The organism is Streptomyces sp. NPDC058665, from assembly GCF_042714995.1.
Lineage (GTDB): Bacteria > Actinomycetota > Actinomycetes > Streptomycetales > Streptomycetaceae > Streptomyces.
The window spans coordinates 1-22,286 of the sequence record NZ_JBHXRX010000036.1 but is presented as its reverse complement, the minus strand read 5'-3'; the positions used below and the strand labels follow the sequence as shown (position 1 = coordinate 22,286).

The window sequence follows — 22,286 nt, the reverse complement described above, 5'->3', positions numbered from 1 at the left end:
GCCTGCTCCTTCGGGTCCATCGGTCAGAGGTGGCGGCGGCGGGCGGCGGCCTTCCGGTCGTACTCCTCGCGTGCTGTGACCGCCGGCGCGCGGGTCGCCGTCTCGGCCACGGGAACATCCCACCACGCCTGCGCGGGGGGCGCGCCCGACACAGTGTCTGCCGTTTCGGTCTCCGCGTAGACACATGTGGGGACGTCGGACGCGCGCGCGAGGGCGAGGGCTTCTCGCAGGTCACGGATGGTCTTGGCGCGGATCACGCGCATCCCGAGCGAGGCCGCGTTGGCGGCGAGATCGACCGGGAGGGGATCGCCCGTGTAGGTCGGCGAGCCGACGGTGTCGGCCTCCCGGAAGCGGTACGCCGTACCGAACCGTTCCGCGCCGACGGACTCGGAGAGACCGCCGATCGACGCGTAGCCGTGGTTCTGAAGGATCACCAGCTTCAGTTGGAGGCGTTCCTGGACGGCGGTGACGATCTCGGTGGGGTTCATCAGATACGTGCCGTCGCCGACCAGTGCCCAGACCGGGCGCCCCGGGTCGGCCAGCATCACGCCGATGGCGGCAGGGATCTCGTAGCCCATGCACGAATAGCCGTACTCGACGTGGTATTGGTCGCGGGAGCGCGAGCGCCACAGCTTGTGTAGGTCGCCGGGGAGCGATCCCGCCGCGTTGATGACGATGTCCTCGTCCGTGACGAGCGCGTCGAGCAGTCCGAGGACCTGCGGCTGGGTGGGCCGTACCAGGTCCTCCGAGGTGTCGAAGGCCGCGTCGACGCGGTGCTCCCAGCGCTCCTTGTCCTCCGCGTACTCGGTGGCGTAGGCGGCGTCCACGCGATGGTCCGAGAGGGCCCCGGTGAGTTGCTCCAGGGCGGTGCGGGCGTCGGCCACGAGGGGGGCGGCGGCGAGCTTGTGGGCGTCGAAGCCGGTGACGTTGATGTTGAGGAAGCGGACGGCCGGATTCGAGAAGAGCGTCGCGGACGCCGTGGAGAAGTCGGACCAGCGGGTGCCGACGCCGATCACCAGGTCGGCGGTGCGGGCCAGTTCGTCGGCGGTGGCGGTGCCGGTGTGGCCGATCCCGCCGACGTCCGCCGGGTGGTCGTGGCGCAGGGAGCCCTTGCCTGCCTGGGTGGACGCGACGGGGATGCCGGTCGCCGTCGCGAAGGTGGCCAGCGCGTCCTCGGCCGCACTGTGGTGGACGCCGCCGCCCGCCACGAGCAGCGGACGCCGCGCGGCGCGCACGGCCTCGGCGCCGTCGGCGAGTTCGTACGGATCGGGGCCCTGCCTGCGCACCCGCCAGACGCGCTCGGCGAAGAACTCCTCCGGCCAGTCGTACGCCTCCGCCTGTACGTCCTGCGGCAGTGCGAGGGTCACCGTGCCGGTCTCGGCGGGGTCGGTGAGGACCCGCATCGCCGCGAGCGCGGCCGGGATGAGCGCCTCCGGCCGCGAGACGCGGTCGAAGTACTTCGACACCGGGCGGAGCGCGTCGTTGACGGAGACATCGCCCGCGTGGGGCACTTCGAGCTGCTGGAGGACGGGGTCGGCGGGGTGCGTCGCGAAGATGTCGCCGGGGAGCAGCAGCACGGGCAGCCGGTTGATGGTGGCGAGGGCCGCCCCGGTGACGAGATTGGTGGCGCCGGGGCCGATGGAGGTGGTCACGGCGTGAGTGGAGAGGCGGTTGCTCTGGCGGGCGTAGCCGACGGCGGCATGGACCATGGCCTGTTCGCTGCGGCCCTGGAAGTACGGCATGTCCGGGCCGGCCTGGACGAGCGCCTGGCCGATGCCCGCCACGTTCCCGTGGCCGAAGATGCCCCAGGTGGCGTCGATCAGCCGGCGGCGGCTGCCGTCGCGTTCGGTGTACTGGCGGGACAGGAAGGCGATCAGTGCCTGGGCCACGGTGAGGCGGCGCGTACTCATCGGTGGGTCTCCTCGTCCTTGTCCTTGTCCTCATAAGGAGGGTGACTCGGCGGTCCCTGCGGCGCCGGCTGTCGCGGCGCTCCGTACATCGGCAGCCGGGGATCGACCGCCTGTCCGGGCCAGGTGTCGCGGATCCAGCCGTGGTCGGGGTGGTCGCGGATCAGCCACTGTCTGGTCTCGCCCGGTCCGGCCATCACGTTGAGGTAGTACATGGTGCGGCCGGGGGCGGCGATGGACGGGCCGTGCCAGCCGTCGGGGATGAGGACGGTGTCGCCGGTCCGGACCTCGGCGAGGACATCCGTACCGCCGGGCCTGGAGGGCGAGACGCGGTGGTAGCCGAGGCCGCCGTCCTCGATCTCGAAGTAATAGATCTCCTCCAGCTCCGACTCGACGCCGGGGTGGTTCTCGTCGTGCTTGTGCGGCGGGTACGACGACCAGTTGCCGCCGGGCGTGAGGACTTCGACGGCGATCAGCCGGTCGCAGTCGAAGGTGTCGGCGGCGGCGAAGTTGTTGACCTGGCGGGAACAGTTGCCGCTGCCCCGCAGTTCGACCGGAACCTCCGGTGCGGAGCCGTAGCGAGCGGGGAGTCGTCGCTCGCACTTCGCTCCTGCCAGGGCGAAGCGGCCTCCCGCACCGGAGGCGATCTGGGCGTGGGCGTCACGCGGAACGTACGCGAAGTCCGTGACGGAGCTGAACACGCTTTCTCTGCCCAGCAGTTCAAAGATCTCGCCTTGCGTGTGCACCGTACAACCGCCGTTGAGCGGAAGCACGATCCACTCACTGTCCCCGCTGTCCAGCGTGTGTGTACCGCCGGGCGGCAGGTCGAGGACGCGCAGGGCGCTGTGTAGCCAGCCGGCCCGGCGCGGCTCGATGTCGAGCGCGTACGGTCCGTTCGGCGCGCTGCCCGCGCGCACGTGCCGTTCCAGGAACTCACCGTCGGAGCCGGTGTCCGAGCCGGTGTCGGTGTCCGTCGTCATGGTCGTTCCGTATCCCTCCGCACGTCTGCCTACTCTCCCCGCGACCCCTACAGCCGCTCCGTCCGCCGGCCCCGGGCCCCCTACAACAGGCCCACGGCGGTGTCGACCGCCGCCCCCACGTCGCCGTCCACCGGATAGAGGAGCGAGCGCCCCACGACCAGGCCCTGCACCGTGGGCAGGCGCAGCGCCTTGCGCCACTTCTCGTACGCGCCCTCCTGGTCGTCGCCGATCTCACCGCCGAGCAGGACGGCGGGCAGGGTGGACGTCTCCATCACCCGGGCCATGTCGTCGGGATTCTCGGTGACGGGCAGTTTCAGCCAGGTGTACGCGGAGGTGCCGCCGAGGCCGGAGGCGATGGCGATGGAGCGGGTCACCGCCTCGGCCGTCAGGTCGTTGCTGAGCCGTCCGTCCCTGCGGCGGCAGATGAACGGCTCGACGAAGACCGGCAGCCGGCGCTCCGCCATGGCGTCCACGGCGCGCGCGGCCGACAGGAGGGTGTCCGCCGAACGCTCGTCCTCGTAGTCGATACGCAGCAGCAGCTTGCCCGCGTCGAAGCCGAGACGGGCGATGTCCTCGGCGCGGTGACCGGTGAAACGGTCGTCCAGTTCGAAGGCGGCGCCGGCCAGGCCGCCTCGGTTCATGGAACCGACGACGACACGGTCCTCCAGGGCACCGAGGAGCAGCAGGTCGTCGAGTATGTCGGAGGTGGCGAGGACGCCGTCCACGCCGGGGCGGGACAGCGCGAGGCAGAGACGCTCCAGCAGGTCGACACGGTTGGCCATGGCCAGCCGGCGGTTGCCGACGGCCATGGCGCCACGCGCCGGGTGGTCGGCCGCGACGATCATCAGCCGCCCGCCGGGGCGCAGCAGGGGGCGGCGGCTGCGGCGGGCGGCGGCCTCGGCGACCGCCTCGGGATGGTGCGCACGGATCCGTACGAGATCCGACGCGTCGACTCGGGTCACAGGGCAGCCTCCGGGGGCAGCGTTCCCGGCGTGGGGACCGGGCCGCCGCCAAGGACCTGGACGACTTCCCGGGCGTACGGCATGGCGGACGAACAGGCAAGCCGGGCGGCGACGATGGCACCGGCGGCGTTGGCGTACCGCATGACGCGCTCCAGGTCCCAGCCCGCCAGCAGCCCGTGGCAGAGGGCGCCGCCGAAGGCGTCCCCGGCGCCGAGGCCGTTGACGACCTCGACGGGGACGGGCGGCACCTCGGCGGTCGTGCCGTCGCGGTGGACGGCGAGAACGCCCTTGGGGCCCTGTTTGACGACGGCCAGTTCGGGTCCCGCGGCGAGGAGCGCTTGGGCCGCGGCGTACGGTTCGCGCTCTCCGACGGCGACTTCGCACTCGTCCAGATTGCCGACAGCGACCGTGGCGTGGCGCAGGGCCTGCTCGTACAGGGGCCGGGCGGCGGCCATGAGGGCTCGCGGATCATCGGGTGCGCCGGTGGGGGCTGAGTCCTCGGAAGCCGGGGCGCCGGAGCCATCGCCGGGTGCCCTCCAGAACATCGGGCGCCAGTCGAGATCGAAGACGGTGACGGCGGTTCCGGGCCGCTGCCCGGACTGACGCTCGTCGGCGTTGCGTGCGCGTGCCTCGCTGCGCGTACGCAGCGCCGTCAGCGTGGCGGCCCTGCTGGGCTCCTCGCACAGGCCCGTACCCGTCATCCAGAAGATCCGTGCCGACCGGATGGAGTCCAGGTCCAACTCGTCCGGGTGGATCTCCAGATCGGGCGCCTTGGGCTGCCGGTAGAAGTAGAGCGGGAAGTCGTCCGGGGGAAAGATCTCGCAGAACGTCACCGGGGTGGGCCACCGGTCGACCGGTGTCACCCACCGGTCGTCCACCTCGAACTCCCGCAGGGCGTGGTGGAGATAGTCGCCGAACGCGTCCCGTCCGGTGCGGGTGATGACCGCGCTCCGGCGGCCGAGCCGGGCGGCGGCCACGGCCACGTTCGTCGCCGAACCGCCGAGGAACTTCCCGAAGGTGTCGACCTGCGCCAACGGGACTCCGATACGCAGCGGATAGAGGTCAACGCCGATCCGCCCCATGGTGATCACGTCGTACGGCTCAGGCATGCGCGTCCCCTCGTTTCGACGGCCCGACCCAGGTCTAGTGCTCCCTCCCGACCTCTGTCAACGTTTTGTCCTTACATTCGGACGAAGGCTTGACACTCTTCTCGAGCGGCCGGGAGGCTGACCGCCATGACCTCCTCCGTACCCCCGCTGGACCGCATCAGGGTCGGGTCGGCACCTGACTCCTGGGGCGTGTGGTTCCCCGACGATCCCCAGCAGGTTCCCTGGCAGCGTTTCCTCGACGAAGTGGCCGAGGCCGGATACGAGTGGATCGAACTCGGCCCCTACGGCTACCTCCCCACCGATCCGGCCCGCCTCGCCGAGGAGACGGCCGCGCGCGGTCTGAAGGTCTCGGCGGGCACCGTGTTCACCGGACTCCACCACGGCCCCGCCGTCTGGGACACGACCTGGGCGCATGTCGCCGACATCGCGGCGCTCACCAGGGAGATGGGCGCGGACCATCTGGTCGTCATCCCGTCCTTCTGGCGTGACGACAAGACGGGGCAGGTGCTGGAGGACCGGACGCTGACCTCCGCGCAGTGGCACGACCTGACGACCCAGACCGAACGGCTCGGCCACGAGGTGCGCGACCGCTTCGGGCTGAACATCGTGGTCCATCCGCACGCCGACACCCACATCGACAGCGAGGAGAACGTCAGCCGTTTCCTCGACGCCACCGATCCCGATCTGGTGTCACTGTGTCTGGACACCGGGCACTACGCGTACTGCGGCGGCGACAGCGTCAAGCTGATCGAGACCTACGGGGAGCGGATCGGCTATCTGCATCTCAAGCAGGTGGATCCGGAGATCCTCGCCGATGTGGTCGCGGGCGAAGTACCGTTCGGGCCGGCCGTCGGACGGGGCGTGATGTGCGAGCCGCCGACCGGAGTGCCCGCGCTGGGACCGGTGCTGACGGCGGCCCAGAAACTGGGTGTCGATCTCTTCGCCATCGTGGAGCAGGACATGTATCCGTGCCCGCCAGACAAGCCCTTCCCGATCGCTGAGCGCACGCGCCGCTTCCTGCGCTCGTGCGGCGCCTAACTCGGCACCCACGTCGAACAGTTGGACCATTGGTTCACCCTTTTCCGATGCGTCGCTTCTGTCACAGACGTCCGCTCGACGTCACGCTTATCTCCATTACGCGGGTTTTCCGTCACAGTGGCGCGACAGCCCCTCCCCCACGGTCACTCTGCGTCGTTCAACGGGCACAGGCTCAGTGATCACCAGCGTTTGAGTCGCAGCCCAGCGGACGGCCCCGGCCGCCGCTGCGGCGGACTCAGGGAGGTGCCACGCATGACGGACAGAAATCTCTGGTCCTACAAGGAGATCGCCGCACACATCCGGGTACAGCCGGACACCGTCCGTTCGTACCGCAAGCATGGTCTGCTTCCGCGGCCGGACCATGTGGAGAACGGCAAGCCCTACTGGTACGCGGACACCATCCGCTCCTGGGTGGCCAAACGCCCGGGTAACAGAGGGCGCAGAGAGTGAGGCCCGGGATCTGACCCCGCGCCAGCTCTGTACGGCGACCGGTTCCGAGGGCCTCGTACCCCACACCCCCGTGGTGGGGTACGAGGCCCTCGGCCCCGTACCGTTCAGACCGACTCAGACCCTGGCCTTGTCCCGCTCACCGGCCCCGGACACAGACCCGTCAGGCCCGTCGGATGCCCCGGCCCCGGCGGCGCCGTCCGTCACGGCCTCCGGACGTGCCTCGCCCTCGCTCACCCCGAACCGGTCGTGGAAGCGGCGCAGCGGCCCCGGCGCCCACCATGTCGCCCTGCCCGTCAGCTTCATGACCGCCGGGACCAGCAGACTGCGCACCACCATCGCGTCCATGACCACGGCGAGCGCGATCCCGAGCCCGAGCATCTTGGTGTTCGTCACCCGCGAGGCGCCGATGGCGACCATGACCACCGCCAGGATCACCGCCGCCGCCGTGATCAGCCCGCCGGTGCGCTGAAGCCCGAATATGACCGAGCGCTCGTGGTCACCACCGCGGTCGTACTCCTCCTTGATCCGGGATATCAGGAAGACCCCGTAGTCCATGGAGAGCCCGAAGGCGACGCAGAACATCAGCACCGGAAGCGTCGTCTCTATGTCGCCGGTCGAGGTGAAACCGAGCAGTCCCGAGAGATTGCCGTCCTGGAAGACCCAGACGACCGCCCCGAACATCGCCGTAAGACTGAGCGCGTTCAGCGCCACCGCCTGTATCGGGATGAGGACGCTGCCCGTCAGCAGGAAGACCAGCAGCAGCGTCACCAGGACGATGATGCCCGCGGCCAGGGGCAGCCGGTCCGCGATGGCGTCCTTCGAATCGACCAGTACGGCGGCGGTGCCGGTGACGGAGGTGTCGAAGGCCGCCGGCTCGGCACGGAGTTCACGGACGAGCCTCTGCGCCTCCGGGCCCACCGCCTCGCCACGCGGCAGCACGGTGAAGTACGCGTGGTCGCCGGAGACGACAGGGCCGTCGACCCGCAGCACGTCCGGCAGACCGGCCACCCGGTCGCGGTAGTCCGCGTACTCGGCGGAGGTCGCCCCGCCCTCGCCCAGCACTTCAAGCCCGCCCCCGGGACTGCCGGAGAAGCCACTCCTGATGTCCTCCTGGACCACCCGGGACTCCGCGCTCGTCGGCAGCTGCCGGTCGTCGGCCGTGCCGAACTTGACGCCCAGGAAAGGCAGTCCGAGCAGGACCAGAGCCGTGGCGGTCCCGACGGCGAAGAGCGGAGCCCTGCGCATCACCAGCGCCGCCGCACGCCCCCAGCCCCGGCCCGCCTCCCCCGCCTTCGCCGCTCCCGGCCGGGATCCGTCCGCCGTCGCGTCGCCGGGCGCCGAACGCTTGCGTACGCGGGTGAACAGCCCTCGCAGGTCGAGGGAGTTGATCCGATGGCCGAGCAGCATCAGCGCGGCCGGCAGCAGGATCAGCGCGGCAGCGGCGGCGAGCAGCACCACCGCTATCCCGGCGTAGGCGAACGAGCGAAGGAAGTATTGCGGGAAGACCATCATGGCCGCGAGCGACACCGCCACCGTCAGCGCGGAGAACAGCACCGTCCGGCCGGCGGTGCGCAGCGTGGTCCCCACCGCGTCCCGCACCTCGGCGCCATCGGCCAGCTCCTCCCGGAATCTGCGCACGATGAACAGCGCGTAGTCCACGGCCAGTCCGAGCCCCAGAGCCGTGGTGAGGTTCTGTGCGAAGACCGACACATCCGTGATCTCGGTGATTCCGCGCAGCACGGCGTTGGTCCCGAGGATGGCGACGATGCCGACACCCAGCGGCAACAGGGCCGCGACCGCGCTGCCGAAGACCATCACGAGCAGGACCAGCGTGACCGGAAGGGCTATCAGCTCGGCCCGGAGCAGGTCCTCCTGGATGATCGTCTGGATGTCGTGCCGCACGGCGACCGGCCCGCCGACCGAGACCTCCAACAGGCCCTGGGTGCCACGGAATTCGGGCGCGATCCGCTCCAGGGTCTCACCGGCCTCCTTCTCCTCGCCCACGATCCTGGCCGCGATCAGCGCCTCGTCCCCCTTTTCGGCGCGCAGAGCGGGCGTCCGCGTCTGCCAGTACGACCCGACGCCTACAACACCCTTCTCGGCGGACAGCCGCTCGGTCAGCCGCTCGGCCTCGGCGGCCACAGCGGGGTCGTCCACCCCTCTGTCGCCCGCGTCGACGAGGAGCAGCAGATTCGGCTGGGAGGCCGGGAACTCTCGCTCCAGCGCCTTCGTGGCGTACGTCGACGAAGCGGCGGGGTCCTCCCACCCTCCGCTGCCCATCCGGTCGCCGACCCCGCTCCCCGCGAAGACCGCCAGCGCCGTGATCACCAGGGCGACCAGCAGCGAAAGCCGTGGACGCGCCGTGACGAACCGGGTCCAGCCGCCGATTCGCGGCCCCCCGTTGACTTCGGACATAGTGCGGTGTCCCCTTCACCATGACCCACGGGCATGGGTCAGCGACTGCCATAGACTGGAAAACACGAGCGACCGCTCGCATTCACCAAGAATGCGAGCGGGGACTCGCATTTGTCAACCACCGCCAACCGATCGAGGGATCCTGGGAGTTCACGTGCCTGAAGCGAGGAGAGGCGGAGCCGTGGAGCGAGGCGTCCAGGACAGCGCGACCAAGGCGGGCGGCGACGGCGGCGACTCCGCCGACGCGGGGAGGCCGCGCCGCCGCCAGGCCCGCGGCGAGCGCCGTATCGCACAGATCCTGGAAGCGGCGGGCCGCGTCTTCTGCACGAGCGGCTACACGGCGGCGAGCACCAACTCCATCGCCCGGGAAGCGGGCGTCTCGCCCGGCACGCTCTACCAGTTCTTCCCGAACAAGGAAGCAATCGCCGTCGAGCTGGGCGACGTACTCCTCAATCGCTGGCGTACGACGTACGGCCGGGCACTCACACCGACCCACATGGATCTGCCGCTCCCCGAGCTGCTGGACGCCGTCCTTGATCCGCTGATCACGTTCAACTGCGAGAATCCGGCGTTCCCGGTCCTGATGCACGGATCCGAGATCCCGGGGCAGGTGACGGAGAAACACGCCGTCCTGCACTCCACCCTGCTCACCCGGGTCGAGGAGATGCTGGGCAGCTACCTGCCCGACACACCGCAGGCGGAGCGCACGAGGACGGCGGAGTTCACCTTCGCCCTGTTCATGGGCGGCATGGATCTGATCCTGGCGCACGAGGGCGAGGAGCGGGAGGCCTACATCGGGGAACTGAAGACCGCCATGTTCCGCTATCTGGAACCTGTCGTGGGCGACGCGCTTCCCCGTTGCCCGGCGCCGCAGAGAACAGCGACACCGGGCTCCTGACTCCGTACGCCGGCCCGGCACCGCTGCTTAGACTCGCCATCCATACCCCCTAGGGGTATAGTCGGACGTATCGGCGGGCTGCGGCGTTCACACAGCCCTCCGACGCACCCTTCTTTCGCACGCTCACCCCCGGAGGAGAACGCCATGACCGCAGAAACGAAGATCGAGACGGAGACAGCGACAGGCGCCGTCACCACGGTGTACGCGGTCACCGGAATGACGTGCGGGCACTGTGAAGGCGCGGTCACGGACGAGATCTCCGCACTGGACGGCGTCACGTCCGTGAAGGCCGAGGCCACCACCGGCCGCGTGACCGTGATTTCCCAGGCCCCGCTGGACGAGAGCGCCGTGCGCGCGGCGGTCGACGAGGCGGGTTACGAGCTGTCGGGCCAGGCCTGACCGACCTCGCCCCGGAGGCCGCAGACGACCGGATTCGACCCCGGCCGCGTGCGGCCTCCGGTCGTTTCTACCGCCCTCCGGCCACAACAGCCCAGCTCAGCCGCGTTATCAGCGGGTTTGGCACCCCACGTTTTCATCTGTTTTCGTAGCAACGAACAATTTGCGATCCGGCTCCTTCACATGAGGCACAGGACCTTCACAAAGAGATCTAGATCACATAGATTTGGGGGTAACCATCCGGGCAGCTCGCGAGTCTAAGAGGCGATGCCGAGAACGTCTTGGGGGACGTTCATGAGATGTCTTGGGGGATGTCTCAGGCAAGCGTTGGCCGGGGGACGTGCAACTAGGGAGCTTTGAGCGGCCCCCCTGGTTCGTACGTACCCCGGCAGACCGCGTGAAACTGGCTTCTGCCGGCAACCGCAGACGCCCGGCCCGGATCCCGTGGGGGGAATCCGCTCCGGGGATATGGGAAGCGCCCCGCTATACCGACCCGTGGGGGGATCGGGAAGCGGGGCGCTTTCTGCTGCGCAGCGGCGGCCTCCGGTTCGCGGTGGCCGGCGGTCCGGCAGCGAGCACCGTCGGACGAGGGTTCAGCGGCTCTCGACAGGGACGAAGTCGCGCAGGACCTCGCCGGTGTAGATCTGGCGGGGGCGGCCGATACGGGAACCGGGCTCCTTGATCATCTCGTGCCACTGGGCGATCCAGCCGGGGAGCCGGCCGATCGCGAACAGCACGGTGAACATCTCGGTCGGGAAGCCCATGGCCCGGTAGATCAGACCCGTGTAGAAGTCCACGTTCGGGTAGAGGTTGCGGGAGACGAAGTAGTCGTCGGAGAGCGCGTGCTCCTCCAGCTTCAGCGCGATGTCCAGCAGTTCGTCGGACTTGCCGAGCGCCGAGAGGACATCGTGCGCCGCCGCCTTGATGATCTTCGCCCGGGGGTCGAAGCTCTTGTAGACGCGGTGGCCGAAGCCCATCAGACGGACGCCGTCCTCCTTGTTCTTCACCTTGCGGATGAAGGAGTCGACATCGCCGCCGTTGGCCTGGATGCCCTCAAGCATCTCCAGCACCGACTGGTTGGCGCCACCGTGCAGCGGGCCCCACAGGGCACTGATGCCGGCGGAGATCGAGGCGAACATGTTTGCCTGCGACGAGCCGACCAGACGCACGGTGGAGGTCGAACAGTTCTGCTCGTGGTCCGCGTGCAGGATCAGGAGCTTGTCGAGGGCCGAGACCACGACCGGGTCCAGCTCGTACTCCTGGGCGGGGACCGAGAACGTCATACGCAGGAAGTTCTCGACGTAACCGAGGTCGTTGCGCGGGTAGACGAAGGGGTGACCGATCGACTTCTTGTAGGCGTACGCCGCGATCGTCGGCAGCTTGGCCAGCAGCCGGATCGTCGAGAGATGACGCTGCTTCTCGTCGAAGGGGTTGTGGCTGTCCTGGTAGAACGTCGACAGCGCGCTGACCACGGAGGACAGCATCGCCATCGGGTGCGCGTCACGGGGGAAGCCGTCGAAGAAGCGCTTCACGTCCTCGTGCAGCAGCGTGTGCTGGGTGATCTCGTTCTTGAAGGACGCCAGCTCGTCGACCTTCGGAAGTTCCCCGTTGATGAGCAGGTAGCCCACCTCAAGGAAGGTCGAGCTTTCGGCCAGCTGTTCGATGGGGTAGCCGCGGTACCGGAGGATGCCCTGTTCACCGTCAAGATAGGTGACGCCGGATTTATAGGCGGCGGTGTTGCCGTAGCCGCTGTCCAGAGTCACCAGGCCGGTCTGGGCCCGCAGCTTCCCGATGTCGAAGCCCTTGTCGCCGACGGTGCTGTCGATCACCGGGTAGGTGTACTCGCCATCGCCGTACCGCAGTACTACAGAGTTGTCGCTCACGTCATCCCTCACCGACGTAGTGCCTCTTCTTCGAGGTGCCCTGACTGTCTCTACCATCCCCCATTTGGCTCAGGAGAGTGCACTCGGGGTCGACCATTAGGCCTATTCGCGGCACTGAGTGCCGCCAACTTTCACATCCTGCCCCCTTCGCCCCGGTTCCGAAAGTCCGGGACGGTCATTGTCGGCGCCGACGCGGGCGCCGACTTGATCCAAACGACGGACTCTAAATGTCCCGCTGGAAGCTTCGGGTCTGGAGGCTGCCCGAGAGCCGGTGGTCGAGCGCGGTGAAGCGGCGGCCGGCCGAGACCGTGCGGACGGCCTGCCCTATCGCCTTCCGGGAGCCGACCAGGACCACGAGCTTCTTGGCCCTGGTGACAGCCGTGTAGAGCAGGTTGCGCTGGAGCATCATCCAGGCGCCGGTGGTGACCGGGATGACCACCGCCGGGTACTCGCTACCCTGCGAACGGTGGATCGTCACCGCGTACGCGTGCGCCAGCTCGTCCAACTCGTCGAAGTCGTACGGCACTTCCTCGTCCTCGTCCGTACGCACCGTCAGACGCTGGTCGTCCGGATTCAGTGAGGTCACGACCCCGACCGTGCCGTTGAAGACTCCGTTCTGCCCCTTGTCGTAGTTGTTTCGGATCTGGGTGACCTTGTCCCCGACGCGGAAGACCCGGCCGCCGAGCCGCTTCTCCGGCAGCTCGGGCCGGGCGGGGGTGATCGCCTGCTGGAGCAGCCCGTTGAGCGTGCCCGCGCCGGCCGGGCCGCGGTGCATCGGGGCCAGCACCTGGATGTCGCGCCTGGGGTCGAGCCCGAACCTTGCGGGGATGCGGCGGGCCGCGACATCCACCGTGAGCTTCCCGGCCTCCTCCGTCTCGTCCTCCACGAAGAGGAAGAAGTCGCTGAGGCCCTGAGTGATGGGCTGGACCCCGGAGTTGATGCGGTGGGCGTTGGTGACCACGCCCGACTGCTGCGCCTGCCGGAAGATCCGGGTCAGCCGCACCTGCGGTACGGGGCCGTCCTCGGCCAGCAGGTCCCGCAGCACTTCTCCCGCCCCCACCGAGGGCAGCTGGTCCACGTCACCGACGAGCAGCAGATGTGCACCGGGTGCCACGGCCTTGACGAGCTTGTTGGCGAGCAGCAGGTCCAGCATGGACGCCTCGTCGACCACGACCAGATCGGCGTCGAGCGGCCGGTCCCTGTCGTACGCGGCGTCCCCGCCCGGTTTGAGTTCCAGCAGCCGGTGGACCGTGGACGCCTCGGCGCCGGTGAGCTCGGCGAGGCGCTTGGCCGCCCGTCCCGTGGGCGCCGCGAGCACCACCTTGGCCTTCTTGGCCCTGGCCAGCTCCACGATCGAGCGGACCGTGAAGGACTTCCCACAGCCCGGCCCGCCGGTGAGGACGGCGACCTTATGTGTGAGGGCGAGGCGCACCGCGGCTTCCTGCTCGGGCGCCAGCTCCGCGCCCGTACGCCCCGCGAGCCAGGGCAGGGCCTTCTCCCAGACGACGTCCTGGAAAGCGGGCATCCGGTCCTCCCCGGCGCGCAGCAGCCGCAGCAGCTGGGCGGAGAGGGACAACTCGGCGCGGTGGAAAGGCACCAGATAGACGGCGGTGACCGGCTCGCCCCCGTCGGGGGCCGGCACCTTCTCCCTGACGACTCCCTCCTCCTCGGCGGCGAGCTCGGCCAGGCAGTCGATGACAAGACCGGTGTCGACCTGGAGGAGCTTCACCGCGTCCGAGATGAGCTGCTCCTCGGGGAGGAAGCAGTGGCCCTGGTCGGTGGACTGGGAGAGCGAGTACTGCAGTCCGGCCTTGGCGCGGTCGGGGCTGTCGTGCGGGATGCCGACGGCCTGGGCGATGCGGTCGGCGGTGAGGAAGCCGATGCCCCAGACGTCGGCGGCCAGCCGGTAGGGCTCGTTCTTCACGACGGAGATCGAGGCGTCGCCGTACTTCTTGTAGATGCGGACGGCGATCGAGGTGGAGACTCCGACGCCCTGAAGGAAGATCATGACTTCCTTGATGGCTTTCTGTTCCTCCCAGGCGGCGCCGATCATTTTCGTCCGCTTGGGTCCGAGGCCCGGGACCTCGACGAGCCGCTTGGGCTCCTTCTCGATGATCTCCAGGGTGTCCACGCCGAAATGGTCGACGATCCGCTCGGCGATGCGCGGGCCGATGCCCTTGATCAGACCGGAGCCGAGATAGCGGCGGATGCCCTGGATCGTCGCGGGCAGGACCGTCGTGTAGTTCTCCACAGTGAACTGCTTGCCGTACTGGGGGTGGGAGGCCCAGCGGCCCTCCATGCGCAGCGACTCCCCCGGCTGCGCGCCGAGGAGCGATCCGACCACGGTCAGCAGATCGGCGCCACGGCCGGTGTCGACGCGGGCGACCGTGTAGCCGTTCTCCTCGTTGCTGTACGTGATCCGCTCAAGAACGCCTTCGAGCACGGCCAGATTGGACATGATCCGACGCTACCGCCCGGGTACGACAGCGGGACGCGCCTGTGGACAACTCCCCGTCGGGCAGGGCCCCGAGAAGGTCCGGACAGCTTCAGGGGCCCGGTCCCCAGGACCGGGCCCCGCGCGCTCCCCCCTCCGGACAAGGCTTCCCGATCCCCCCGGACCCCTCCCCGGAAGCCTTGATGCCCTATACGACCGCCGTCACCGCGAAAGGGTTGCACGATTGCGGGCGGTAATTTTTTCTGGCGTAAGAAATAACGACAGAAGATGACAGAAGTGAACATTTACCTATGAGATCGCCTTCGTCGCGACAGGGTGGCCCCCCTTACAGCGCATGCCGCACATACCGCTCCGCCACATCGGCCAGCAGCTCCGCGCCGTCCCGCACCCACAGGGTGTCGTTGAAGAGTTCGACCTCGATCGGTCCGTCGTACCCGGCCGCGTCGACGCGTTCGCGCCAGGCCCCCAGATCGATCGCCCCGTCGCCGATCAGACCGCGGCCGTTCAGCACACCGGCCGGCAACGGGGTGGTCCAGTCGGCCAGTTGGAAGGAGTGGATCCGGTCCGCCGCCCTGGCGATCGCCGCCGGGGCCCGGTCGTCCCACCACACGTGGTACGTGTCCACGACGACCCCGACCTGATCGGCGGGGAAGCGTTCCGCGAGATCCAGCGCCTGATCGAGAGTGGAGACGACACAGCGGTCGGAGGCGTACATCGGGTGCAGCGGCTCGATCGCCAGCCGTACGCCACGCTCCCCGGCGTACGGCGCCAGGACCTCCAGCGCGTCCGCGATCCGTTCCCGCGCGCCGTACAGATCGCGGCTGCCGGGCGGGAGCCCGCCCGACACCAGGACCAGGGTGTCGGTGCCCAGGGTCACGGCCTCGTCGATCGCCGCGCGGTTGTCGTCCAGGGCGTCCGCCCGTGCCGCGGGGGCGATGGCCGTGAGGAAGCCGCCGCGGCACAGGGTGGTGACGGCGAGACCGGCGTCGCGCACGAGCTTGGCGGCGGCATCCAGGCCGTAGGCCTGTACGGGCTCCCGCCACAGGCCGACACCCGGCACACCGAGGCGTACGCACGCCTCGATGAGCTCGGGGAGGGTGAGCTGTTTGACCGTCATCTGGTTGATGCTGAAGCGGCTGAGGTCGCCCGGAGGTGTGCTCGCGGTCGCGTCGGCGGCTGCCTCGGTCGGCTCGTCGATGTCCGTCACTGGTCCACTCCGTACACACCGAGCAGGGACTTCATCCGGGCTTCGGCCACCGTCGGGTCCGGGAACAGGCCCAGCCCGTCCGCCAGTTCGTAGGCCCGCGCGAGATGTGGCAGCGAACGCGCGGACTGGAGGCCCCCGACCATGGCGAAGTGGTCCTGGTGCCCGGCCAGCCAGGCGAGGAACACGACACCCGTCTTGTAGAAGCGCGTGGGCGCCTGGAAGAGATGGCGGGACAACTCGACAGTCGGGTCGAGCAGTTCCCGGAAGCCCTTCGTGTCACCCGTGTCCAGGACACGTACGGCTTCGGCGGCGACCGGCCCGAGCGGGTCGAAGATACCCAGCAGCGCGTGACTGAAGCCGCGTTCGTCGCCCGCGATCAGCTCGGGGTAGTTGAAGTCGTCGCCGGTGTAGCACCGCACGCCCTGCGGGAGCCGCCGGCGCAGCTCGACCTCACGGCGCGCGTCCAGCAGCGAGACCTTGATCCCGTCGACCTTGTCCGGGTGTTCGGAGATCACCTGGAGGAACGTCTCGGTGGCCGCGTCGAGATCCGCGCTGCCCCAGTAGCCCTCCAGCGCCGGATCGAACATCGGGCCGAGCCAGTGCAGCACGACGGGTTCGTCCGCCTGCCGCAGCAGATGGGCGTAGACGGCCAGATAGTCCTCGGGACCCCCTGCCGCGGCGGCGAGCGCGCGTGAGGCCATGAGGATGGCCTGGGAGCCGGTCTCCTCGACGAGCGCGAGCTGTTCCTCGTACGCCGCCCGCACCTCCTCCAAAGAATGTGCTCCCGGCGCCAGTTGGTCGGTGCCCACCCCGCACGCGATCCGGCCGCCGGTCGACCGCGCCTCCGCCGCCGAACGGCGGATCAGCTCGGCCGCTCCAGCCCAGTCCAGACCCATGCCGCGCTGCGCGGTGTCCATCGCCTCCGCGACCCCGAGGCCGTGCGACCACAGATGGCGGCGGAAGGCGAGCGTGGTGTCCCAGTCGACGACGACCGGCGCTCCGGGGCTGCTGTCGGCGTACGGGTCGGCGACGACATGCGCGGCGGAGAAGACCGTACGGGAGACGAGCTGGGCCGCGGCGGCGCCCTTGGTGGTGAAGGCGGCCGGTTCACGGCGCGGCTGGTACGTGCGCAGCCGGCCGTCCGCGTCCGGGAGCCGGAGTCCCTGCCCCGGCTTCCTTACGGAGGCCGGGGCGGGCTGTGTGGAGGGTGGGGTTCGGGTGGTCACAGCGAGAGCTCCGGCACGTCGAAGCGGCGTCCCTGCTCCGAGGACTTGAGCCCGAGTTCGGCGAGTTGTACGCCCCGCGCGCCGGCGAGCAGGTCCCAGCGGTACGGCTCGCCGAGTGTGATGTGACGCAGGAAGAGCTCCCACTGCGCCTTGAAGCCGTTGTCGAACTCGGTGTTGTCCGGGATCTCCTGCCACTGGTCACGGAAGGACTCGGTGGCGGCCAGGTCCGGGTTCCAGACGGGCTTGGGGGTGGCGCTTCGGTGCTGGACGCGGCAGCGGCGCAGTCCGGCGACCGCCGAGCCGTGGGTGCCGTCGACCTGGAACTCGACGAGCTCGTCCCGGTTGACGCGTACCGCCCAGGAGGAGTTGATCTGCGCGACGATGCCGCCCTCCAGCTCGAAGATCCCGTAGGCGGAGTCGTCGGCGGTGGCGGCGTAGGGCTTGCCCTGCTCGTCCCAGCGGCGCGGGATGTGCGTGGTGACGTGCGCCGACACGGAGTTGATCCGGCCGAACAGCTCGTGCAGGACATACTCCCAGTGCGGGAACATGTCGACGGTGATGCCGCCGCCGTCCTCGGTCCGGTAGTTCCAGGACGGCCGCTGCGGCTCCTGCCAGTCGCCTTCGAAGACCCAGTAACCGAACTCGCCCCGTACGGAGAGGATCTGGCCGAAGAAGCCGCCGTCGATGAGGCGCTTCAGCTTCAGCAGGCCAGGAAGGAAGATCTTGTCCTGGACGACGCCGTGCTTGATGTCGGCGCTCTGGGCGAGGCGGGCCAGATCGAGGGCGCCTTCGAGGTCGGTGGCGGTGGGCTTCTCCGTATAGATGTGCTTCCCGGCGGCAACGGCTTTCTTGATGGCCTCGACCCGCGCGGAGGTGACCTGGGAGTCGAAGTAGATGTCGACGCTGTCGTCGGCGAGGACGGTGTCGAGGTCCGTGGACCACTCGGTGAGGCCGTGCCGTTCGGCGACCTCTCTGAGCGCGTGTTCACGGCGGCCGACGAGGACGGGCTCGGGCCAGAGCACGTCACCGTCGCCGAGGTCCAGTCCGCCCTCTTCGCGGATCGCGAGGATGGAACGCACCAGGTGCTGCCGGTACCCCATCCGCCCCGTGACGCCGTTCATGGCGATCCGCACTGTCCTGCGTGTCACGAAGTTCCCTCCATACGGCGGTAGCAAGCGCTTTCTATAAGGTATGAAGCTAGCCTGCCGAAAGCGACCGGACAAGAGTCCGGCGCCGATCCGCCGCGTCACCCACCTTCCGGAGGAACAGCCGATGACCGTCACCCTGGCCGATGTGGCCGCCCGCGCCCGGGTGTCGCCCGCCACGGTCTCCCGCGTACTGAACGGCAACTACCCGGTGGCCGCGTCCACCAGGGAGCGCGTGCTGCGGGCGGTCGACGAGCTGGACTATGTGCTCAACGGGCCGGCCAGCTCGCTCGCCGCCGCCACGTCCGACCTGGTCGGAATCCTGGTCAACGACATCGCCGACCCGTTCTTCGGGATCATGGCCGGGGCCGCGCAGACCGAGATCGGCGGTCTGGAGGGAAGCGGACGGGCGGGCGGCGAGAAGCTCGCGGTCGTCTGCAACACGGGCGGCTCCCCGGAGCGGGAGCTGACCTATCTCACCCTTCTCCAGCGCCAGCGGGCCGCCGCCGTGATCCTCACGGGTGGCGCCCTCGAAGATCCGGGGCATATCGCGGCGATGTCGGCCAAGCTGACCAAGCTCGCCGACGCGGGAACGCATGTGGTGCTGTGCGGGCGGCCTCCGCTGCCGGGCAGCAGCGCGGTCCTCGCGTCGCTGGCGTTCGACAACCGGGGCGGCGGGCGGCGGCTCACCGAGCATCTGCTGGCGCTGGGACACCGCAGGATCGGATACGTCGCGGGGCCGGCGGAACGCACCACCACCAGGCACCGGCTGGAGGGCCATCGGTCGGCGCTGACCACGGCGGGAGTGACGGACGAGCAGGATGAGCTGACGGTGCACGGCCCCTACGACCGGCGCTCGGGCTACGAGGCGACGCTTGAGCTGCTGCGGCGCGCGCCGGATCTGACAGCGGTTGTCGCGGCGAACGACACGGTGGCTCTCGGCGCGTGTGCGGCGGTGCGCGACCAGGGGCTGCGCATTCCGCAGGACATCTCGGTGGCGGGCTTCGACGATCTGCCGTTCTCGGTCGACGCGGTACCGGCGCTGACGACGGTGCGGCTGCCCCTGTACGAGGCGGGGGCACGGGCCGGCCGGCTCGCGATGGGGACGGAGGCTCCGCCGCCGGGCGGGATCGCGACGATCGCCGCGGAATTGATGGCGCGGGCTTCGACGGCGCCGCCGCGGGGCTGAGGACGGGTACGGGGCTGAGGAAAACCGGGGCGGGGCCGAGCGGGGCCAGCGCGGGCGGGACGGGGCGGGACGAGCACGGGGCGGGTTCACCCGATCGAGTGTCTTGCCGATCTTGGCGACCCCGGCGTACCGTTGACTCAGTCAAGAAAAATATACGAGCGAAGGGTCGGGGGACCTCCATGAGCATTCAGGAGATTCGCGCGTTCAACCGCTTTTATACGAACCTCATCGGCGCGCTGAATTACAGCAAGCACCTCTACACGCCGTACACGCTGACCGAGTCGCGGCTGCTGTACGAGCTCGCGCACACGCCACGTACGGACGCGGCCGAGCTCCGTGCCGAACTGTCGCTGGACGCGGGCTATTTGAGCAGAATGCTCACCAAATTCGAGCGGGACGGACTGGTCGAGCGCACCCCGTCCGAGCAGGACGCGCGGCGGCAGCGGGTCACACTGACACCGCAGGGGCGCGGGACCGCCGCGCTGCTCGACGAACGTTCGCGGGAATCGGTCGGCGCCCTGCTGGACCGGGTCGAGCCGGACCAGCGTCCGCGTCTCGTGGAGGCGCTGCGGACGGCCAGGGAGCTGCTGAGCGTCCACGAGGACACCGACGCGGGCCGGAAGGCCGGCCGGCGTGACGGGCCGGTGCTTCGCGAGCCGGCCCCCGGCGATCTGGGCTGGATCGTGCAGCGGCACGGCGCGGTGTACGCGGCGGAGTACGGGTGGGACAGCGCTTTCGAGGGACTGGTCGCCAGGATCGTCGCCGACTTCGCGGCGGATCAGGACGAGCGGCTGGAGCGGGTGTGGATAGCCGAGCTCGACGGCCGTCCGGTGGGCTCGGTGATGTGTGTACGGGACGAGTCCCCCGGCACAGCGCGGCTGCGGCTCCTGCTCGTCGAGCCGGAGGCGCGGGGGCACGGGCTGGGCGAGCGGCTGATCGGAGCGGTCGTGGATTTCGCGCGCGAGGCGGGGTATCGGGAGGTGGTGCTGTGGACCAACGACATCCTGACCGCCGCCCGGAAGCTGTACGTGCGGGCCGGGTTCACCCTCGTCGCCGAAGAGCCGCACCGTTCCTACGGAGCGGATCTGGTCGGCCAGGACTGGCGGCTCCCGCTTGTCGACGAGTCGGAGGCAGGCCCTCTGTCGTGAAAGGAAAGACGGAATGAAATTCGCCTTCTCGACCCTCGGCGTCCCCGGTCTTCCGATCCCCGAGGTCGTCGCCCTGGCCGATCGGACCGGCTATCAGGGTGTGGAGCTGCGCGCCCATCCGGAGGAGCCCGTGCATCCGGGCATCGGAGCAGGTGAACGGGCCGCCGTGGTCGATGAGTTCGAGCGTCACGGGGTCGAGATCCTGACGGTGGCGGGCTATGCGCGGGTGGCGGCGGAAGGGGGTGACGAGGAGGAGTTGAGCCGGGAGCTGGACGAACTGATCTGGCTGGCGCGCGACCTGGGCGCCTCGTACATACGTGTCTTCCCGGGCGGCGGTGACCAGGACCCCGGTGCCGCCGACGCCACGGCCGCCCGTCGGCTGGCCGCGGCGGCGCCCCTCGCCGCGGAGTCGGGGGTGCGGATCCTGCTGGAGACGCACGACTCCCATCGCACGGGCGCGGACGCGATGCGGGTGCTCGGTCTGGTCGGACACCAGCAGGTGGGTGCGCTCTGGGACGTGATGCACACCTGGCTCGGTGGTGAACGCCCCGTCGCCAGCCATGCGTCGTTGTCGCCGCACCTCGGCTACGTGCAGGTGAAGGACATCGCGTCGGCGGAGGACACCACGCCGTTGGCGCTGGGTGCGGGGGTGCTTCCGCTGGGTGAGTGTGTCGGCCTGTACGCCGGGGACGGCGACGACGGATGGCTCTGCTGGGAGTACGAGAAGCGCTGGTACGCGGACGCGGCGGACCTCCCCGGCCTGCTCGTCCCCGGGCGCGAGCATCTGGAGGCGCTGCTGGCGCGGGGGCGCTGACGGAGGCCGGGAGGTCCGGGATCAGCGGTCAGGGCTGCTCGGGCCGGGGATGCGGGGGCTTGCGGGCCAGGAGGTAGGCGTGGGGGGTCGGCTCCCCGCCGTAGGGCTCGCGCAGGAGTTGGGCGGTCGCCTGAAAGCCTGCCCGGTCCAGCAGTTCGGTGATCCGGTCGGGGGACAGCCTGCGGAAGTCGAGGCAGACGCGGTGGCCGAACGCCTCGTCGTAGTGCCGGGGCTCGTCGCCCACCTGGAAGGCGAGGAGCAGCCGCCCGCCGGGGGCCAGGACCCGGTGGAACTGCGCGAAGACGTGGGGCAGTTGCTCCGGGACGATGTGGATGATCGAGTACCAGGCGACGAGGCCGGCGAGAGAGCCGTCCGGCAGGTCCAGGTCGGTCATCGACCCTTCGTCGAACCGCAGCTCGGGGTAGGTCCGGCGGGCCATCGCGACCATCACCGGCGACAGGTCGATACCGGAGATGTCCAGGCCGAGCGTGCGCATATGGGCGCTCATCTGGCCGGGTCCGCTGCCCACTTCGACGACGGGACCGGCGCCGTCGGCCCGTACGTACTCGGCGAAGGTGCCGAGGATCGCGCGCCCCAGGGGGTCGGCCTCCGGATGGGACTTGCTGAGTTCGGCGTAGTCGGTGGCGATGGCGTCGTAGCCGGCTCGGGTGTCGCGGATGAAGGAGGGCTCGGGTGCGGTCATGGGCGAGGAGGTTAACCGGCCGCCTCCGGAACGCGGTTGAGGGGGTGGGATTCCCGACGGCTCAGTACCCCTAGGGTCTGTCGTTTGGATCAGGCCGGATCAGGGAGCGCCCGCCGCGGCAGCGGCTGATGTCCCGTTGGTGCGTGCGATCGCAAGGCGGAGGAGGGAGACAACGCGGAGGGGGCACCTCCCGTGCCCCCCTCGGGGGCTACGGGGGAGAGCGCGCGTGCCAGGGACCGCGAGCCCGGCAAGATCCAAACGACAGACCCTAGGTGTATTGATCACGAGCGTTGTTGACACTGGTCGGGCTTGATCATGGCGAAGACCTCCGGTGTGGTGGAGCTGTCTAGGACTGCACCAC

Annotated in this window: 18 protein-coding genes; 7 read left to right on the top strand and 11 right to left on the bottom strand. The window is 69.6% G+C overall.

The genetic code is table 11. The features are described 5' to 3' along the window. Positions 1 to 23: 23 nt before the first annotated feature. From iolD to iolC, 4 genes are all read right to left on the bottom strand, one after another. On the bottom strand, positions 24 to 1,910 hold the full coding sequence (gene iolD, locus ACFWV8_RS23285) for a 3D-(3,5/4)-trihydroxycyclohexane-1,2-dione acylhydrolase (decyclizing) (RefSeq protein ID WP_384205706.1): 1,887 nt from the start codon (positions 1,908 to 1,910) through the stop codon (positions 24 to 26). Then, positions 1,907 to 2,887 (bottom strand): 5-deoxy-glucuronate isomerase, encoded by a 981-nt coding sequence (iolB, locus tag ACFWV8_RS23280; RefSeq protein ID WP_384205700.1) that lies wholly within the window; start codon positions 2,885 to 2,887, stop codon positions 1,907 to 1,909. The genes iolD and iolB overlap by 4 nt, the downstream gene beginning before the upstream one ends. Positions 2,888 to 2,967: 80 nt before the next feature. Further along, on the bottom strand, positions 2,968 to 3,849 hold the full coding sequence (locus tag ACFWV8_RS23275) for a deoxyribose-phosphate aldolase (protein WP_384205693.1): 882 nt from the start codon (positions 3,847 to 3,849) through the stop codon (positions 2,968 to 2,970). Continuing rightward, positions 3,846 to 4,958 (bottom strand): 5-dehydro-2-deoxygluconokinase, encoded by a 1,113-nt coding sequence (gene iolC, locus ACFWV8_RS23270; protein WP_384205688.1) that lies wholly within the window; start codon positions 4,956 to 4,958, stop codon positions 3,846 to 3,848. Before iolC ends, ACFWV8_RS23275 begins: the two co-directional genes overlap by 4 nt. A gap of 126 nt (positions 4,959 to 5,084) precedes the next feature. Here iolC and ACFWV8_RS23265 point away from each other — a divergent pair, with 126 nt between their 5' ends. Further along, complete coding sequence (locus ACFWV8_RS23265) at positions 5,085 to 5,996, top strand: sugar phosphate isomerase/epimerase family protein (RefSeq protein ID WP_384205684.1); 912 nt, start codon at positions 5,085 to 5,087, stop codon at positions 5,994 to 5,996. A gap of 252 nt (positions 5,997 to 6,248) precedes the next feature. Next, the gene (locus ACFWV8_RS23260) at positions 6,249 to 6,446 is read left to right on the top strand and encodes a MerR family transcriptional regulator (protein ID WP_329387496.1); all 198 of its coding nucleotides are present in this window, start codon (positions 6,249 to 6,251) and stop codon (positions 6,444 to 6,446) included. Between the two features lie 114 nt (positions 6,447 to 6,560). On the opposite strand, the gene ACFWV8_RS23255 is transcribed toward ACFWV8_RS23260, so the two are convergent. Next, positions 6,561 to 8,861, bottom strand: a complete 2,301-nt coding sequence (locus ACFWV8_RS23255; RefSeq protein ID WP_384205675.1) for an MMPL family transporter — start codon at positions 8,859 to 8,861, stop codon at positions 6,561 to 6,563. Positions 8,862 to 9,015: 154 nt separating this feature from the next. On the opposite strand from ACFWV8_RS23255, the gene ACFWV8_RS23250 reads away from it, so the two are divergent. After that, positions 9,016 to 9,759: a TetR family transcriptional regulator gene (locus tag ACFWV8_RS23250; RefSeq protein WP_384205669.1), complete on the top strand. Its 744-nt coding sequence runs from the start codon at positions 9,016 to 9,018 to the stop codon at positions 9,757 to 9,759. Positions 9,760 to 9,903: 144 nt separating this feature from the next. After that, positions 9,904 to 10,158: a heavy-metal-associated domain-containing protein gene (locus ACFWV8_RS23245; protein ID WP_384205666.1), complete on the top strand. Its 255-nt coding sequence runs from the start codon at positions 9,904 to 9,906 to the stop codon at positions 10,156 to 10,158. Between the two features lie 590 nt (positions 10,159 to 10,748). Here the strand turns inward: ACFWV8_RS23245 and ACFWV8_RS23240 are convergent. From ACFWV8_RS23240 to ACFWV8_RS23220, 5 genes are all read right to left on the bottom strand, one after another. Continuing rightward, the gene (locus tag ACFWV8_RS23240; RefSeq protein ID WP_329387488.1) at positions 10,749 to 12,038 is read right to left on the bottom strand and encodes a citrate synthase; all 1,290 of its coding nucleotides are present in this window, start codon (positions 12,036 to 12,038) and stop codon (positions 10,749 to 10,751) included. Positions 12,039 to 12,261: 223 nt separating this feature from the next. After that, positions 12,262 to 14,496, bottom strand: a complete 2,235-nt coding sequence (locus ACFWV8_RS23235; RefSeq protein WP_384205657.1) for an ATP-dependent RecD-like DNA helicase — start codon at positions 14,494 to 14,496, stop codon at positions 12,262 to 12,264. Between the two features lie 322 nt (positions 14,497 to 14,818). Continuing rightward, positions 14,819 to 15,610, bottom strand: a complete 792-nt coding sequence (locus ACFWV8_RS23230) for a sugar phosphate isomerase/epimerase family protein (protein WP_384205913.1) — start codon at positions 15,608 to 15,610, stop codon at positions 14,819 to 14,821. A gap of 86 nt (positions 15,611 to 15,696) precedes the next feature. Next, on the bottom strand, positions 15,697 to 16,926 hold the full coding sequence (locus tag ACFWV8_RS23225; RefSeq protein WP_384205652.1) for a dihydrodipicolinate synthase family protein: 1,230 nt from the start codon (positions 16,924 to 16,926) through the stop codon (positions 15,697 to 15,699). Next, the gene (locus ACFWV8_RS23220) at positions 16,923 to 18,074 is read right to left on the bottom strand and encodes a Gfo/Idh/MocA family oxidoreductase (protein WP_329387479.1); all 1,152 of its coding nucleotides are present in this window, start codon (positions 18,072 to 18,074) and stop codon (positions 16,923 to 16,925) included. The genes ACFWV8_RS23225 and ACFWV8_RS23220 overlap by 4 nt, the downstream gene beginning before the upstream one ends. A 124-nt stretch (positions 18,075 to 18,198) precedes the next feature. Here ACFWV8_RS23220 and ACFWV8_RS23215 point away from each other — a divergent pair, with 124 nt between their 5' ends. The 3 genes from ACFWV8_RS23215 (at position 18,199) to ACFWV8_RS23205 (ending at position 21,222) form a co-directional block, all read left to right on the top strand. Then, positions 18,199 to 19,260 carry a LacI family DNA-binding transcriptional regulator gene (locus ACFWV8_RS23215; RefSeq protein WP_384205644.1) on the top strand — a complete coding sequence of 354 codons (1,062 nt, stop codon included), beginning with the start codon at positions 18,199 to 18,201 and terminating at the stop codon, positions 19,258 to 19,260. Positions 19,261 to 19,439: 179 nt separating this feature from the next. Further along, positions 19,440 to 20,408, top strand: coding sequence for a GNAT family N-acetyltransferase (locus ACFWV8_RS23210; RefSeq protein ID WP_384205637.1), 969 nt, complete (start codon positions 19,440 to 19,442; stop codon positions 20,406 to 20,408). Between the two features lie 13 nt (positions 20,409 to 20,421). Beyond that, a complete protein-coding gene (locus tag ACFWV8_RS23205) occupies positions 20,422 to 21,222 on the top strand; it encodes a sugar phosphate isomerase/epimerase family protein (RefSeq protein WP_384205630.1) in 801 nt (266 codons plus the stop codon). Between the two features lie 28 nt (positions 21,223 to 21,250). Here the strand turns inward: ACFWV8_RS23205 and ACFWV8_RS23200 are convergent, their stop codons facing one another. Then, complete coding sequence (locus ACFWV8_RS23200; RefSeq protein ID WP_384205624.1) at positions 21,251 to 21,925, bottom strand: class I SAM-dependent DNA methyltransferase; 675 nt, start codon at positions 21,923 to 21,925, stop codon at positions 21,251 to 21,253. Between the last annotated feature and the right edge of the window lie 361 nt (positions 21,926 to 22,286).